Consider the following 15,341-nt stretch of genomic DNA (forward strand, 5'->3'; position numbering starts at 1 on the left):
TAAGATTTATTTTTCTAGCTCAGGCGTTGCTGGTTGTTTCTTCCTGAACATTTAACTTTTGACTTTTGCCTTGTTGTACTAGATTATGTACTTGGATATGTCCCAAGTCCCAATTAGGCATTTGTTGATAACAATGGCTACAACGCCAGTAAATACCACTATTACTTATATGACGGAGTAAACCGTATGAACAGCAAGGGCAAATATGGTGACTCCACATACAATTCCATGTGTATGTAGTTGTATTTCCTTGGCTATCATCAGTTATAGTATGAGTTAGTAATTGTCTCGATTTATTTGATAAAATTTGCATTCTTCGTCTCCTTGATCATTTTGCCCATTTGCTAATATTGATAAGGCTCCTGATCCGGAAGTTGCTCTTTCTACAGATACTGAAAACTCTTGAAGGAATATTCTAATTAATTCAACACAGTCCGAGTTACTTTCAACTAGAAGAACTCTTAAAACATCTATGAATGGGAATTAGGCGGTAAAAACAGAAGCATTGTTAATAATAAAATTTCTGATATAGGATTCCTACTTGATTTTTGAACAGATACGTAGGGTGTGTTAGCGATAGCGTAACGCACCCTACATATACTTAAATTTTTTCAGAAATCAAATCGGATTCCTATATATAGCGGTTCTCATTCCAGTGAGGTAAATTTCCCTAGTCTCTAGCCTCTTTTCTCCATCTACTTGTACTGCACTCAAGCGAGAAACGCTATATGAAAATCAATGGCACACGCCTACATGGCTTTTTTCTTTAGTCTAATTATTGACATCAACTGACATAAGAATTTGCCGAATTAATTAACTTGAAAAGATTTAGATCCGGGAAGGCGGCACAGGCTTATCACATTGCCGAACATATTTCTCATTAATTCCAGCATAACATTTTCTTGAAGATTATGTTGGTGAAAGTTTTTCGGGTTTTTAGCTGAAACAGCAAGAAGCCTACAGTGTACAAATATAACGCCGTGTGCGACTTTCTCTCAAACCTAACCCCCAACCCCTTCCCTGGTAGGGAAGGGGAGCAAGATTCAAAGCCTCTCTCCGTTTCGGGGAGCCAGCGCGTTGCGGAGGTTCCCTCCGTTGTAGCGACTGGCGTGAGAGGTTTGGAGAGGGGTTTCAAGAATAAGTCGCACATCGCGTAATATAGGTAGTTCACTAAATTAATTACCAAGAATTGCCCTGAAGCATAACTGCCCATACCATTTTGGATTGGAAATGCTTTCTGCATCTGGGTTATGTCTATATATTTAAGTAGTTAAACATAATTAATTACACAAAGTCATTGCGAATGGAGCGAAGCGAAATGAAGCAATCGCAAGGGCTGGGATTGCTTCGCTTCGCTCGCAATGACTGTAATTAATTTTGCGTGGTTACTTATCTCAATCATTTGGTGAATTGATATCAGTTTTCTTGCCCATAACTGAGAAATATTTACATTAGTTAACAGTAAACTTATTTGTTTAGAGATAAGATTTACTTAATAGATAAAAAACAAAAGATTTATTTTCTTTATGGAAACTCAAGAATTTTTGAGCCGATACGCAGCAGGAGAACGGGACTTTAGTAACGTCAACTTAATTCAGGTTTGCCTGACTAACGCAAATCTGGTTGGGGTACACCTGATAGGCGCACACTTAATTAGTGCAGACTTAAGGGGGGCAGATTTAACTGATGCACATATTAGTCAGGCTAAGTTGAATCAGGCAAACCTGGCTGATGCACGAATGATTGAAGTCTGCCTAATTAGTGCAGAAATGGTGGGAGCAGACTTGAGCGGAGCAGATTTGACTAACGCCAATTTAAGTGGAGCAGACTTAAGCTACGTCAAGCTAGGTGGAGCTAAATTGAGCGGTGTAAACCTAGCTCAAACAGACCTAACCGGAGCAGATTTGAGGGGAGCGGATTTGAGTGGCGCTAACTTAAAGGGGGCAAAGCTAAGTCAGGCAGATTTAGATGGAGCAGATTTAGATGGGGCAGATTTAGACGGGGCCGATTTAGATGGGGCAAATATGCGGAGAACGGAAATGACTGGTACAAAAATGCCTGATGGAACAGTTCACTACTAAGTGACTTTATTAAAGCAACAATCAACAGTATGTCAATGCTCTAGATGGAACTGTTATTTTCATCAGCATCTGGTTTTGAAAAAGTGGCTTTATTTACCTCAATAACATTATTTAATTAGGAGAGATTTGATGTCAGTTTATATTGGGAATCTATCGTATGAAGTGGAAGATAATGATATTAGACAAGTTTTTTTAAAGTATGGTTCTATCAAGAGACTTGTAGTTTCTACTAACCAGAAAACAGGTGAAAAGAGAGGTTTTGCAGTTGTAGAAATGGCAACAGATACTGAAGAAATTGCTGCGATTCATGGGTTAAGAGGTACTGAATGGATGGGTTATAACCTGAAAGTTAATAGAGCTAAAACCATTGCAGATGTAAGTTAGGAGAAAAATTTTGCTACACTAGGAATATAACTATTGAATACACTAGAAAGTTAAATTTTCTAGTATTGTATTCCCTAATACAATGAACCCTAACCAATCTTCTGCGTCATCATCATCAGATTCTATGGCTGTTGAAAAATTGACACAGAAGCAGCAAGATAAAAGCAATAATTTATTTCCTATAGTCGGAATTGCGGCCTCTGCGGGAGGATTAGAAGCATTTACACAGCTACTGAGTCACTTACCCATCGACACTGGAATGGCATTTGTGCTGATTCAGCACTTAGATCCGAATCAGAAGAGCCTGTTAACTGAGATTCTGGCAAAAACAACCCAGATGCCCGTCTGTGAAGTGCAGAATGGGATGCTTGTCGAGCCGAACCAAGTATATGTGATTCCCCCGAACCGGAAGATGACGCTGCTTAAAGGAGTGTTGCAACTCACGCCCCGTGAGAAAATTCATGGCAAATATATGCCGGCTGATGCTTTTTTTGCTTCGCTGGCGGCAGAAATAGGAAGCAAAGCCATCAGTGTTGTCTTATCAGGAAGTGATGGAGATGGCGCACAAGGCTCAGAAGCAATTAAGGCGGCTGGCGGTATTACCTTTGCTCAGTGTGAAGCATCGGCACAATTCAGTAGTATGCCGAATACTGCGATCGCTACTGGTGATGTTGACTTTATTCTACCACCGCACAAAATTGCTGAAGAACTAGCAAAGATTGCTCGCCATCCCAATGTTACCCATCCGCTTTCTTCACAAACAGTTGAGCCACTGCCTAAAAGTGAGGCTGCTTTGCCGACAATCTTTGCAATGCTGTTCACCGCCACTGGTGTTGACTTTACGCATTATAAGCAAACAACCATAAAGCGCCGAATTGCTCGGCGGATGGTGCTGTATAACTTGGAAAGTCTAGAAGATTACGTAGAATATCTGCAAAATCATCCAGATGAAGTGCAAGCACTGTACTACGAAATCTTAATCAGTGTCACCAGTTTTTTCCGTGATCCAGACGCTTATCAGGCTTTGAAAGAGCGAGTCTTTCCGGTAATATCTCAGGGGAAATCAGTTGATGAGCCGATTCGGATCTGGATACCAGGCTGTGCAACTGGGGAGGAGGTTTATTCCATTGCTATTTCTTTAATGGAATTTTTGGAAAATGTGCTTCCCAAACCTGCTATTCAAATTTTTGCCACAGATATTAATGAGACAGCGATTGAAAAAGCTCGCTTAGGTATCTACAAACCAAGCCAAATAGTTGATGTCTCAGCAGAACGGCTAAGACGCTTCTTTAATCAAGTAGAAAGCGGCTATCAAATCAGCAAGCCGATTCGGGAACTTTGTGTTTTTGCTAAACAAAACCTGATCAGCGAACCGCCATTTTCCAATCTGGATCTTATTAGTTGTCGTAATGTCCTGATTTACTTTGAATCTGTTTTGCAAAAGCAGGTAATGCCCATTTTTCATTACAGTCTCAAGCCCACTGGGTTTTTGATGTTAGGTGTTGCCGAGAGTGCAGGAGAATTTTCCAATTTATTTACTTTAGCAGACAGAAAAAACAATATTTATACCAAAAAATTAATACCCACTCCACTTAACTTTAACTTTGCAACCAGCAACTATCCTGTAGCGAAAATAGCTGCTGATAAGACCATGAGTCATAAGACTTGGGATATTACTTACTTAAATAAACAAGCTGACCAAATTCTTTTAAATCGTTATGTCCCAGTGGGCGTAATGATTAATGACAATATGGATATTCTGCAATTTCGCGGAGAAACCAGTCCCTATCTCAGACCAGCCCCTGGTGTTCCCAGTTTTAATTTGTTCAAAATGGCCCGAAAAGGACTGCTGGAAGAGTTGCGTACTGCGATTCATCAGGCCAAACGGCAGAATATTTCTGTGAGAAAGGAACAGATACAGATAGAAGGAAGTGAGCCATCTAGGAAAGTCAACGTTGAGGTAATTCCGTTTCAGCCTGATTCAGGGGAAACTCGTGGCTTTCTTGTTTTATTTGAAGATGTACCCGCCCTAACAAATCCACAACTAAGCATCAAACCTGGAAATGTAGAACAAGTGGGTACAGAGGAAATACTCCGACTCCAACAAGAACTGGCAACTACCAAACAAGAACTTGCTGCTACTCAAGAATATTTGCAATTAATTAGTCAGGAGCATGAAGCCACCACTCAACACCTGAAAGTAGCAAATGAAGAAATCCTCTCCAGCAATGAGGAACTACAAAGTACTAATGAAGAGTTGCAAACCGCCAAAGAAGAGGTACAAGCAACCAACGAAGAATTACATACAACTAATCAAGAACTGCAAAGTCGCAATCTTGAATTGCACAATGTCAATAATGACCTGTTGAATTTACTCAGTAGTGTGAATATTCCCATTCTCATACTGACCAATGATTTACGGATTCGGCGTTTCACACCAACCGCACAGCGTTTACTGAATTTGATTCCCACCGATGTGGGAAGACCACTAAGTGATATCCGCTCTACTATTGAAGTTCCTAATTTACAGTCGTTGATTATAGAGGTAATTGATACCTTAAATCTCAAAGAATTAGAGGCGCAAGACACTGAGGGACGTTGGTACAATCTGCGAATTCGACCTTACAGAACTACAGAAAATCAAATTGATGGCGTAGTGATGGTGTTCATGGATATTGATGCCCTCAAACGCAGTACACAGCAGCTTCAACAAGCTCTTGATTATGCTGAGGCTGTGGTAGAAACTATGCCAGAACCTTTAGTAGTTCTCAATGCTGACTTACAAGTTATCAAAAGCAATCGGGCTTTTTATCGAATGTTTCAGGTAACGCCCGCCCAGACAGAACAGCAATTAATTTTTGAGCTAGGAAATGGTCACTGGAATATTCCCCAAGTGCAATCTATCCTGGAAGAAATTCTCACTCATAACACTCAAATCGAAGGTTTTGAGGTTTGCTGTGATTTTGAAAAAATTGGGCAAAAGACTATATTGCTCAATGGCTATAAAATTTTACAACCAGGAAATCAGCAGATGATTTTGCTGGCACTTCATGACATTACACAGCAGAAGTTGTTTGAGGAAGAACGCGCCCAGTTATTGGCTCAAGAGCAGTCAGCCCGCTTAGACGCGGAGGCATCTAACCGAACAAAGGATGAGTTTTTATCTCTTTTATCCCACGAACTTCGCAACCCCCTCCACAATATTCTGGGATGGTCTGATTTACTCCAGAAGCAAAACTTTGATACTGCTCAAATGAATCGTGCAGTTGACATGATCCAGCGTAGTGCTAGAGCGCAAGTCCAAATGATTGAGGATCTTCTCGATATCTCGCGGATTACCACTGGCAAACTGCATCTGAATATTTATCCAATTGATCTCCGCTTTGTGATTGAGGCAGCCCTTGAGATAGTTAGATTATCAGCAGAAGCAAAAAATCTTCAAATTGAATGCCACCTGCAACCAATGGGACAGGTACTGGGGGATGGGGCGCGATTGCAGCAGGTAATCTGGAATTTGCTTTCTAATGCCATCAAGTTTACACCTGCTGAGGGACGTGTGGTGATCACACTGGAGGAAGTTAATTCCCAAGCCCAGATTCGAGTTAGTGACACAGGTATTGGCATACCTAATGACTTTCTCCCTTATGTTTTTGATCGGTTTCGCCAAGCTGACAGTAGCAAAACTCGTGCTAATCAAGGGCTGGGGATAGGGCTGTCCCTTGTCCGTTATCTAGTCGAACTTCATGGCGGCACAGTTCAGGCAGAAAGTCCGGGTGTAGGCTTAGGAACAACTATCATCGTTAAGCTACCACTGAACAGCAATCTTGAGGAGGATGTTAGCTCTGCTGATCCAGAGGTGATAGATATTGCCGACGATGCGGAAATATCCGTTGATAACATTCCTTCTCTGGAAGGTTTGCACGTACTGGTCGTAGATGACGATGCCGATATACGTGAATTAACGAAGATGATACTAAAAGATTACGGGGCTGAAGTAACTGCTGTCACATCTGCTGATGAAGCATTCTCAATACTCACAAGCCAACCACAGATGTATGACTTGCTATTGTCTGACATTGGAATGCCGAACCAAGATGGCTATACTTTGATCCGGCGAGTGCGTTCTCTTAGTGCTGAGGCTGGGGGAGAAATTCCCGCAGTCGCAATGACAGGATATGCCAATAATATTGACATCCAAGAATCTAGGAAAGCAGGCTTTCAAATGTACATTCCTAAACCCGTCGAGCTAACCCAATTGGTATTTATGGTTGCCAACTTAGCTAGACGAACTAACAATACTTGAATAGGACTTACGCACCAAGATTGTCTGTGGAGGTGGGGTTTAGGGGTGAAAGGGTATGGGGTGTAAGAGTTTTAGATACATACACCCCTATACCCCTACACCCTTAAACCCTTGATATTTCGTCTTACTGCGTAAGTCCTATTATTATTAAACGCCTTTGATTCCGGTATGTTCGCTTTCTCGGCACTCAGCTTTTTGATTGAAAAAGGAGAGCCACTTGAGCAGCTCTCCAGATCATCAGGGTGCATCTACTTAACACAGCATATCATTTTTGCCATGAGGAGTATCACCCATTATTTGTTTTTTTGTATAAATATTGTTAAGAATTTACCCTTAGATTACTGAGATATAAAATTTTAAATGAAAATGGTAAATTTTATTACTAGTCTGTGTCACATTTCAAAATGCACATTGGCTGTTTGGTGAGCTTGGATGAGATATCATTCGTTTTTTTGGTTAAACAAGAGTTTTGGGAAAAACAACCTAGTAGTTAACTGTTATGCTGCTTGTAAATTTTTGGGTGCTGTCTGCTGGATGTCGAGTATAAACCCAATCAATTTAATACTTTGAGCAATCCAGGACTTACACACCAAACTTGTCTGTAGGAATTGGGTATGGGGGTGAAAGAGTATGGGGTGTAAGGGTTTTGAATACTTACACCCTTATACCCTCATACCCCTGCACCCTGTGATAAAACCTTCTTTTTTTGTTTTTTGCGTAAGTCATACGATCAATACTGTTATCACTTCAATGAATATAGCTATGCCAAATCAAGATTTTTTATGTGAGAGAAACATAACTTTCTGATTAATAAATAAGGAGAGCAGCTGAGGCAACTCTCCGAAGCATTAGGGTGAATCTACTAACAATAGAATAGCCTTTTAATTGTGAGGGCTATTACTGAGTAGATGGTATTTTTAGTAAATATACTGTAAAGAAATTACTGAACTAAAACTGGTCAGAATGCTTGATTTGAGGGCATTGACTTTCTTTCATACTAGGCATTGAGCTTTTTCTCCACCAGTTCGTTAGTTAATTTCGGATCAGCACGTTTGCTAGTCTTTTTCAGCACTTGTCCCACAAAGAAGCCTTTGAGATTGGTGTTACCGTTGCGATATTTTTCGAGTTCTTTGGGGTTAGCCGCAATCACTTCATCAACAATGGGTTCTAGGACACTGGGGTCAGTGATTAACTCTTGACCAGCAAAGGCTTTTTCTGGAGTCACACCTTGGAGTAAATCTGGCAATTTTTCTTTAGCTTGGGCGTTGCTAATTTTGCCAGTCTCGATGCGGGTGATAACTTCAGCCAAGTTCGCTGGAGTTAAAGCAATATCAGAAATGCTGAGTTTTTGCTTGTTGAGATATGCGGCGATATCTTGAGTAATCCAGTTAGCTGCGGCTTTGGGGCTTGCGCCAGATGCGATCGCTGCTTCAAAATATTCTGATACGTAACGCTCTTCTGTCAAGACTCGTGCATCATAAGCCGAAAGTCCTAGTTCAGTTTCGTAGCGATGACGCTTTTGGGCGGGGAGTTCTGGTAGTTCGCTATGCCATGATTCTAATTGACTATCGGTGACTTCGATGGGGGCTAAATCTGGTTCGGGGAAGTAGCGATAATCGCTAGAACCTTCTTTTGTCCGCATACTAATCGTGCGTTGTGAACCTTCTTCCCACAACCGCGTTTCTTGGATGATGCGTTCTCCGGCTTCGACAGCCGCAATTTGGCGTTCAATTTCGTATTCAATCGCCCGTTGAATGGCGTTGAAGGAGTTCATATTTTTAATTTCGACCTTCGTCCCGAATTTTTCTTGTCCGACGGGACGCACAGAAATATTTACGTCGCAACGCAATGATCCTTCTTGCATATTCCCGTCACTCACACCGAGATAACGCATAATCCGGCGGAGTTCTTGGGCGTATTCTGCGGCTTCTTGTCCCGAACGAATATCAGGTTCCGAGACAATTTCTACTAAGGGTACACCTGCACGATTGTAGTCTACTAAAGAATAGCTGGAACCAGACAGGCGATCGCTTCCCGCATGTACCAATTTACCTGCATCTTCTTCCATGTGCAGGCGGGTAATTCCAATACGCTTCCGTACAGGATTACCATCAGCATCTACCAACTCAATTTCGATCCAACCATGTTCCGCAATGGGTAAGTCATATTGAGAAATTTGGTAGTTTTTCGGTAAATCAGGATAAAAATACTGTTTACGGTCAAATTTGCTATATTTAGCGATTTGGCAATTCAATGCTAAACCTGCTTTTACCGCGTACTCTAGGACTTTTTCGTTAAGTACTGGCAGAACCCCAGGTAATCCCATACACACGGGGTCAATGTTAGTATTTGGATCAGCACCGAACGCCGTAGAGCTACTAGAGAAAATTTTGGTATTCGTACTGAGCTGACAATGGGTTTCTAGACCAATAATCGCTTCGTACTCAGTTTTGACTGGAGTAGCAGAAGTCATAAGATTTAAAGTTCGACCAATTTACACGTAAATTACTATTTTAGCCTCGCCTTGACAAGTTCTTACTGTATGAACTCTGAGCTTAAATGAATGTCTCGCAAACTCCAAATTTGGGTGAACCGCAATTAACCCCAGCAAATGAGAACTACAAAACATACCAACCCAACAAATTTAATTAACGCTACTTTTTGGATTTCCGACTTCCACCTTTTTGTACTAGCCCATTCTGCCAATTAAAATGAGAAAAGCTGCACAATTATCTTTGCTACTACCCTAGCTACATGATTATGGATGCACACCCAGAATTTCAACCAGGACAAATTGTGTCTTTAGCGCATAGTGACAAGAATTTGTATGCGGAAGTGATTGAAGTTGTTGTGTCCCGTCAGTTGTGTTGGGTGCGTCCTTTACTACTGGCTAACCATACTCAAGAACCACCACTAATTACAGACTTGCGAGACGCATCTGACTTGCTTTGGCCTCTCCAATTATTTCGCCCTGCATTAGACACAGAAGTAATTACCCTGTTGAGTCAGGTTTTAGTCAAAGAACCAAAAGGGGAACCAGACTTGGCGGCTAAACAGCAACTGCAACAATTTATCCAGCAGATGTGGCAAAGTCGAAAGTCTGAAGTGTGAAGTATGAAGTATGAAATTTTAGACTTCATAATTGCATGATTTCAGGATATTCATCTCACGCAGAGGCGCGGAGGCGCAGAGAGGTTAATGAGTTTGTCAGCAACGCCGATATTTCACACTTCACACTTCACACTTCAGACTTTTTTAGTAACAAATACCAGCATCCTTCATTCGCTCAATGGCTTCTTGCATTCGTTCTTCAGAGATAGTTAAAGCAATGCGGAAGAAGCCTTCACCAGATGCACCGTAACCACTACCTGGAGCTACCATAATGCCGCATTTGTCAAGCAGTAAATTTACAAATTCCGCAGAAGTATAGCCAGCAGGAACAGGAACCCATACATAAAGGGTAGCTTTTGGTGGTTGAATCGGCCATCCTAAAGATTGCAATCCTTTAACGATGGTGTCACGACGATTTTGATAAACAGACATCAAAGTTTGCAGTTCGGCTTCTGAAGTATTGTAAGCTGCGATCGCAGCTGTTTGAATAGCCTTAAACACTCCCGAATCAACGTTGGTTTTAACTTGCCTTAAACCCTGAATACCCAGCGCATTCCCCACAACAAAACCAACCCGCCAGCCTGTCATATTGTAAGACTTCGACAAACTGTGAAACTCAATGGCGATATCCTTCGCCCCTGGCACTTGCAACACACTCGGCGGTTTATAGCCATTGTATGCCATCTCTGAGTAAGCATTGTCATGACATAGTAAGATGTTGTACTGCTTACAAAAATCTACCAATTCTCCAAAAAATTCTAGGTTTGCAACTCCCCCAGTGGGATTATTGGGGTAATTAATCCACAACAGCTTGGCTTTTTGGGCAATTTCTTCAGGAATTGCGTTTAAATCTGGTAAAAACTGATTTTCTGCCTTCAGTGGCATTGTGAATGGTTCGCCATCAGCAAAAATTGTAGAAGTGCGATACACCGGATACCCAGGATCGGGGATGAGTGTATAGTCTCCCGCCTCCACAAAAGCTAAAAAAGTATTATGTATCGCCTCTTTAGAACCGATAGATGCTACAACCTCTGTATCTGGATTTAAATCAGTTACCCCAAACCGACGTTCCATCCACTTAGCAGCCGCTTGCCGAAATTCTTGTGTTCCTTCGTAGGGCGGATAGTTATGGGTGGCACTATTGTCAATTGCCGCGTGCATCACCTGGAGAATATGTGCCGGAGTCGGTTTATCGGGGTCGCCTATTGCCATATTAATGATATCAACTCCCTCGGCGACGAGTTTTGCTCGTTTACGGTTAATTTCAGCAAAGAGGTAGGGAGGAATTTTTTCTAGGCGTTTAGCGAAGTGCATGGCGACTTAATATTAATGCAAACATTAATGCTAACTAGCACAGTTTACGCCACACCAGGTAACTAAACAGTAAATCTCACAGAAAATTTCCCAGGCTAGGGGTTAGACATTAGAAATGAATTGCTATAACAAATGACCAATGACTGAAGATTAATATCCCCAGCTAGGAACTAGCTTGATTCTGCCAGCATCCATTTCGGCCATTAATAATTCCAAAGCTTCGTAGTCTACATCCGAAATATAACCATTTTGAGTTAATTCGGAGTTAATTTCATTTTCTATCTCTGGAGTTAATTTTTTAATATCAAGAGCCTTTTCTACCAGTTGGCGAATAGCATACTTACTCGTTCTCATATTGATTAACCCATTTTAGGTAATACTAAATTATCTGGGATGTAGCTAAGTAAAAATTGTGATCTAGATTTATAAAATTAGTGATTTAGATCACATTTATCTCGCTCACTGATTTGCCTCTAGCCCGATCTTTTTTCTTCGTCAATGAGCAGATTTTATCTCATTTTATCCGTCCAGATGAACTGGCTGAAGTATCGTTAAATTAGGCTTTTCCAGCAAATTTACCAATGAGCAATTTATTTTGTGGCTGTCTATGTTGATTGTTTGAGAAGCAATATGAAAAAAAAGTATATATGAACACATTTTACCCTGTATTTATGACAATCTTTAAAGATATACCCTTCAGTGATAAAGATTCAGCAAAGAGATGTAAGACGTATGGTCGATGTTTAAAAAAAGAGATTATGTTCAAATAAATCTCAGGTGAAAGATTTAATAACTCTAATTTAGGATGTCAATATGCAAGCAGTGCTGGAATGCCCAAAAATTGCAGTGATTCGTCTACAGGGCAAACTCAATGCCGCCAACGCATTGGAACTTGAACGAGATTTAACCACAGCATTAACGGCTAATGATGTCGCAATCTTACTTGTGGATTTGGCAGCAGTGGAGTCACTAGATAGTGCCGGCTTAATGGCGTTGGTGTCTGCGTTGAAGCTGGCGCAAAACTTGGAACGGGGCTTAAGGTTATGTTCTGTGTCTCCAGCCTTGAAAATTATCTTTGAATTAACTCAACTTGATGAGGTGTTTGAGTTTGCAGATAATGCTGAATTAGTATCGGTTAACCCATAAATCTAGCATGTAAGTAATCTTTGTAGCAAGGGTTTGTAAAGGATGTTTTCAGTTACAAAGATAAGACTATGCTGCGACCAAATCAGTGCTAAGGTTGGAGGTGATTATCTGTAAATCATAAAAGTAGCTAGAAGATAGCACAGTGGCTGTTGCAGTAGAAAAATTAATTACATCGGATATTCTAAAACCCGCGCGTTACCTCGGTAACGAACGCCTAGCAGTACATAAGCCTTGGGAAACGGCAGTTGTCAGATGGGTATTAACCTACCCAGAAGTCTATGAAGTTGGTTCGTCCAACTTGGGGCATATCATTCTCTATAACATTTTGAATGCCCAACCGCGCCAATTATGCGATCGCGCTTACCTCCCTGGTACAGACTTAGCAGCAAAGTTAAGGGAAACAAACACCCCCTTGTTTGCTGTAGAGTCTAAGCGATCGCTACCAGAATTTGACATCTTAGGTTTTAGTCTCAGTTACGAATTGGGTGCAACCAACATCTTAGAAATGTTGGATTTAGCAGGAATTCCCCTGACATGGCAAGAACGAGCCACCGGGAATTATCCCCTCATCTTTGCTGGGGGACAAACAGCAACCTCAAACCCGGAACCCTACACCGACTTTTTTGACTTCTTCGCTTTGGGTGATGGCGAAGAACTCTTACCCGAAATCGGTATGGTTTTGGAAGAAGGCAAGCAAGCCAATTTGAGTCGCCGCGACTTATTACTCGACTTGGCACAAATACCAGGGGTGTACGTTCCCCAGTTTTATGATCTGGCAACCGATGGCTCAGTCCATCCTAACCGCCCCGATGTGCCGAAACGGATAATCAGAAGAGTTGCCACACCCATACCCGCCTATTCTATTGGCTTAGTTCCCTACGTCCAAACAGTACACGATCGCCTAACAATTGAAATTCGTCGTGGCTGTACCCGTGGCTGTCGCTTTTGTCAACCAGGAATGCTTACCCGTCCAGCGCGAGATGTGGAACCTGAAAAAGTGGTAGATGCCATTGAACAGGGAATGCGGGCGACTGGTTACAATGAATTTTCTTTACTATCCCTGAGTTGTTCCGATTATTTAGCCCTACCGGCGGTGGGGATGGAAATTAAAAATCGGTTAAAAAATGAAAACATTTCCCTGTCTTTACCAAGTCAGCGTGTAGATAGATTTGATGAGAACATTGCCAACATTCTCGGTGGTACACGCCAAGGTGGCTTAACCTTTGCACCAGAAGCCGGAACCCAAAGAATGCGGGATATTGTGAATAAAGGTTTGACCAATGAAGAATTATTAAGAGGTGTGAAAACAGCTTGGGAACAAGGCTGGGATAAAATCAAACTCTATTTTATGATTGGTTTGCCGGGTGAGACAGATGCAGATGTTTTAGGCATTGCTGAAACAGTCCGTTGGCTACAAAGAGAATGTCGGGGTCAAGGCAGAAGACCGCTTAACTTTAACCTGACAATTTCCAACTTTACGCCCAAACCCCATACACCATTTCAATGGCACTCCGTCGCCACTGCGGAATTTGAACGCAAACAAAACCTACTGCGGCAAGAATTTCGCCGGATACGGGGAGTGAAAGTCAACTTCACCGATGTCCGCATTTCGGCAATGGAAGACTTTATTGGTAGAGGCGATCGCACTTTGGGTCAAGTTGTCCGCCGCGCCTGGGAATTAGGTGCAGGTATGGATTCTTGGTATGACAGTTTAGATAAAGCCTTCACTGCCTGGGGTAATGCGATCGCCCAAGCAGGTCTAGACTGGAAATACCGCCAAGTCGAAAACGGTGAATGGAATTTGTTTCATTCACAAGACAAAGATTCCCCCAACTCCCAACTCCCGACTCCCAATTCCCTAGATACCCCCCTCCCTTGGGATCATATTGATACCGGCATCGATAAAAAATGGTTGAAACAAGACTTGCAACGCGCCTTAGAAGCAGCAATTGTTCCCGATTGCTCCTTTGAAGGTTGTTCCCATTGCGGTGTCTGCGGCACAGACTTCGGCCATAATATTGTGATTGAGCCGCCACCAATACCTCAATTTGCAGGTGAGTTTGTTCCGAATACGACCAAAGTCCAAAGATTGCGTGTCTGGTTTGGGAAGCAAGGTGACATGGCTTTGCTAGGCAATCTTGATTTGCTGCGGTTACTTGACCGAGTTGTGCGCCGCGCGAGTTTGCCCGTCGCTTACACTGGTGGATTTCACCCAAACCCCCGGATTATGATTGCCAGTGCTTTACCTTTAGGTGCTACTAGCAGTGGCGAAATTGTTGATTTTGAGTTAACCACACCAGTAGACACGGAAACTTTTCAGGCAAAGTTAGCCGAGGAACTGCCCAGCGATATACCGATATATCAAGTAGCAGAGATAGATTTAAAATCTCCATCGGCAAACCAAGCCTTAGCCGCAGCCGAATACTTGATTACGGTAGCAGTTGCGAATGAAGCCACAGCTGCACAATGGCAAGAATGGATTGATGTCCTATTGGCCAAGGAAGAAATTAACCTAGAGCAAACCAATAAATCGGGTAAAACTCAAATAGTAAATCTGCGCGATCGCCTGTTGGAATTATCATTAGTAAAAATTAACAACAGTGTCGCTGAATCTATCGCTATTCTGCGTTCTCTAGGTAGTTGCCGCAATGACGGTGTTTCCTTGCGTCCTGAGCAAGTCCTATCTATGCTGGAAGTAGTTGCAAATCAAGAATTTCAACTTCGGCAAATTCACCGCAATCAGTTAATTTTGGGAGTATAATCCCTAAAAGGTAACTTGCTAGTAGTTACCCGGATGTAGCACATCGTGGGAATTGATTTTTAGCAAGGTTGCGTTAGAATGAGGTGAAGAGAAATTTTCTGGCGCTGCATTGAATTCACTAGTTCACTACCCCCTATACTCAGGGAGCAGAAGCAAAGATACTAGAGAGCAACTTCTAGGATTTTATCCCAGACAAGCTGAAGCGGATTAAAAACAGCCTCTCTTGATAGCAACTTGGGTG

10 protein-coding genes are annotated in these 15,341 nt (G+C 42.0%); 6 read left to right on the forward strand and 4 right to left on the reverse strand.

The genetic code is table 11. The features are described 5' to 3' along the window. Nucleotides 1–19: 19 nt before the first annotated feature. On the reverse strand, nucleotides 20–313 hold the full coding sequence (locus H6G28_RS12145) for an eL43 family ribosomal protein (RefSeq protein ID WP_190671085.1): 294 nt from the start codon (nucleotides 311–313) through the stop codon (nucleotides 20–22). Nucleotides 314–1,526: 1,213 nt separating this feature from the next. Here H6G28_RS12145 and H6G28_RS12150 point away from each other — a divergent pair. From H6G28_RS12150 to H6G28_RS12160, 3 genes are all read left to right on the forward strand, one after another. After that, on the forward strand, nucleotides 1,527–2,081 hold the full coding sequence (locus tag H6G28_RS12150; protein ID WP_190593313.1) for a pentapeptide repeat-containing protein: 555 nt from the start codon (nucleotides 1,527–1,529) through the stop codon (nucleotides 2,079–2,081). A 129-nt stretch (nucleotides 2,082–2,210) separates the two neighbouring features. Then, nucleotides 2,211–2,465 (forward strand): RNA recognition motif domain-containing protein, encoded by a 255-nt coding sequence (locus H6G28_RS12155; RefSeq protein ID WP_190593314.1) that lies wholly within the window; start codon nucleotides 2,211–2,213, stop codon nucleotides 2,463–2,465. A 124-nt stretch (nucleotides 2,466–2,589) separates the two neighbouring features. After that, nucleotides 2,590–6,768 carry a chemotaxis protein CheB gene (locus tag H6G28_RS12160; protein WP_242054545.1) on the forward strand — a complete coding sequence of 1,393 codons (4,179 nt, stop codon included), beginning with the start codon at nucleotides 2,590–2,592 and terminating at the stop codon, nucleotides 6,766–6,768. 997 nt (nucleotides 6,769–7,765) lie between these two features. Here the strand turns inward: H6G28_RS12160 and gatB are convergent. After that, on the reverse strand, nucleotides 7,766–9,241 hold the full coding sequence (gene gatB, locus H6G28_RS12165) for an Asp-tRNA(Asn)/Glu-tRNA(Gln) amidotransferase subunit GatB (protein WP_190671006.1): 1,476 nt from the start codon (nucleotides 9,239–9,241) through the stop codon (nucleotides 7,766–7,768). Between the two features lie 287 nt (nucleotides 9,242–9,528). On the opposite strand from gatB, the gene H6G28_RS12170 reads away from it, so the two are divergent. After that, nucleotides 9,529–9,879, forward strand: a complete 351-nt coding sequence (locus H6G28_RS12170) for a hypothetical protein (RefSeq protein WP_190593317.1) — start codon at nucleotides 9,529–9,531, stop codon at nucleotides 9,877–9,879. A 144-nt stretch (nucleotides 9,880–10,023) separates the two neighbouring features. On the opposite strand, the gene H6G28_RS12175 is transcribed toward H6G28_RS12170, so the two are convergent. Then, nucleotides 10,024–11,193 (reverse strand): pyridoxal phosphate-dependent aminotransferase, encoded by a 1,170-nt coding sequence (locus H6G28_RS12175; protein WP_190671008.1) that lies wholly within the window; start codon nucleotides 11,191–11,193, stop codon nucleotides 10,024–10,026. 150 nt (nucleotides 11,194–11,343) lie between these two features. Then, nucleotides 11,344–11,547, reverse strand: a complete 204-nt coding sequence (locus H6G28_RS12180; protein ID WP_190593319.1) for a hypothetical protein — start codon at nucleotides 11,545–11,547, stop codon at nucleotides 11,344–11,346. 459 nt (nucleotides 11,548–12,006) lie between these two features. On the opposite strand from H6G28_RS12180, the gene H6G28_RS12185 reads away from it, so the two are divergent. Both H6G28_RS12185 and H6G28_RS12190 read left to right on the forward strand, forming a co-directional pair. Then, on the forward strand, nucleotides 12,007–12,339 hold the full coding sequence (locus H6G28_RS12185) for an STAS domain-containing protein (RefSeq protein WP_190671009.1): 333 nt from the start codon (nucleotides 12,007–12,009) through the stop codon (nucleotides 12,337–12,339). 142 nt (nucleotides 12,340–12,481) lie between these two features. Beyond that, nucleotides 12,482–15,100, forward strand: coding sequence for a TIGR03960 family B12-binding radical SAM protein (locus tag H6G28_RS12190; protein WP_190671011.1), 2,619 nt, complete (start codon nucleotides 12,482–12,484; stop codon nucleotides 15,098–15,100). Nucleotides 15,101–15,341: the final 241 nt, after the last annotated feature.

The sequence above is a fragment of the Nostoc sp. FACHB-190 genome (assembly GCF_014696905.1).
Lineage (GTDB): Bacteria > Cyanobacteriota > Cyanobacteriia > Cyanobacteriales > Nostocaceae > Nostoc_B.

Coding starts and splice junctions, on each gene's coding strand:
- H6G28_RS12145 (WP_190671085.1), bottom strand. CDS start 313: ATGCAAATTTTATCAAATAAATCGAGACAATTACTAACTCATACTATA.
- H6G28_RS12155 (WP_190593314.1), top strand. CDS start 2,211: ATGTCAGTTTATATTGGGAATCTATCGTATGAAGTGGAAGATAATGAT.
- H6G28_RS12185 (WP_190671009.1), top strand. CDS start 12,007: ATGCAAGCAGTGCTGGAATGCCCAAAAATTGCAGTGATTCGTCTACAG.
- gatB (WP_190671006.1), bottom strand. CDS start 9,241: ATGACTTCTGCTACTCCAGTCAAAACTGAGTACGAAGCGATTATTGGT.
- H6G28_RS12180 (WP_190593319.1), bottom strand. CDS start 11,547: ATGAGAACGAGTAAGTATGCTATTCGCCAACTGGTAGAAAAGGCTCTT.
- H6G28_RS12175 (WP_190671008.1), bottom strand. CDS start 11,193: ATGCACTTCGCTAAACGCCTAGAAAAAATTCCTCCCTACCTCTTTGCT.
- H6G28_RS12160 (WP_242054545.1), top strand. CDS start 2,590: ATGGCTGTTGAAAAATTGACACAGAAGCAGCAAGATAAAAGCAATAAT.
- H6G28_RS12150 (WP_190593313.1), top strand. CDS start 1,527: ATGGAAACTCAAGAATTTTTGAGCCGATACGCAGCAGGAGAACGGGAC.
- H6G28_RS12170 (WP_190593317.1), top strand. CDS start 9,529: ATGGATGCACACCCAGAATTTCAACCAGGACAAATTGTGTCTTTAGCG.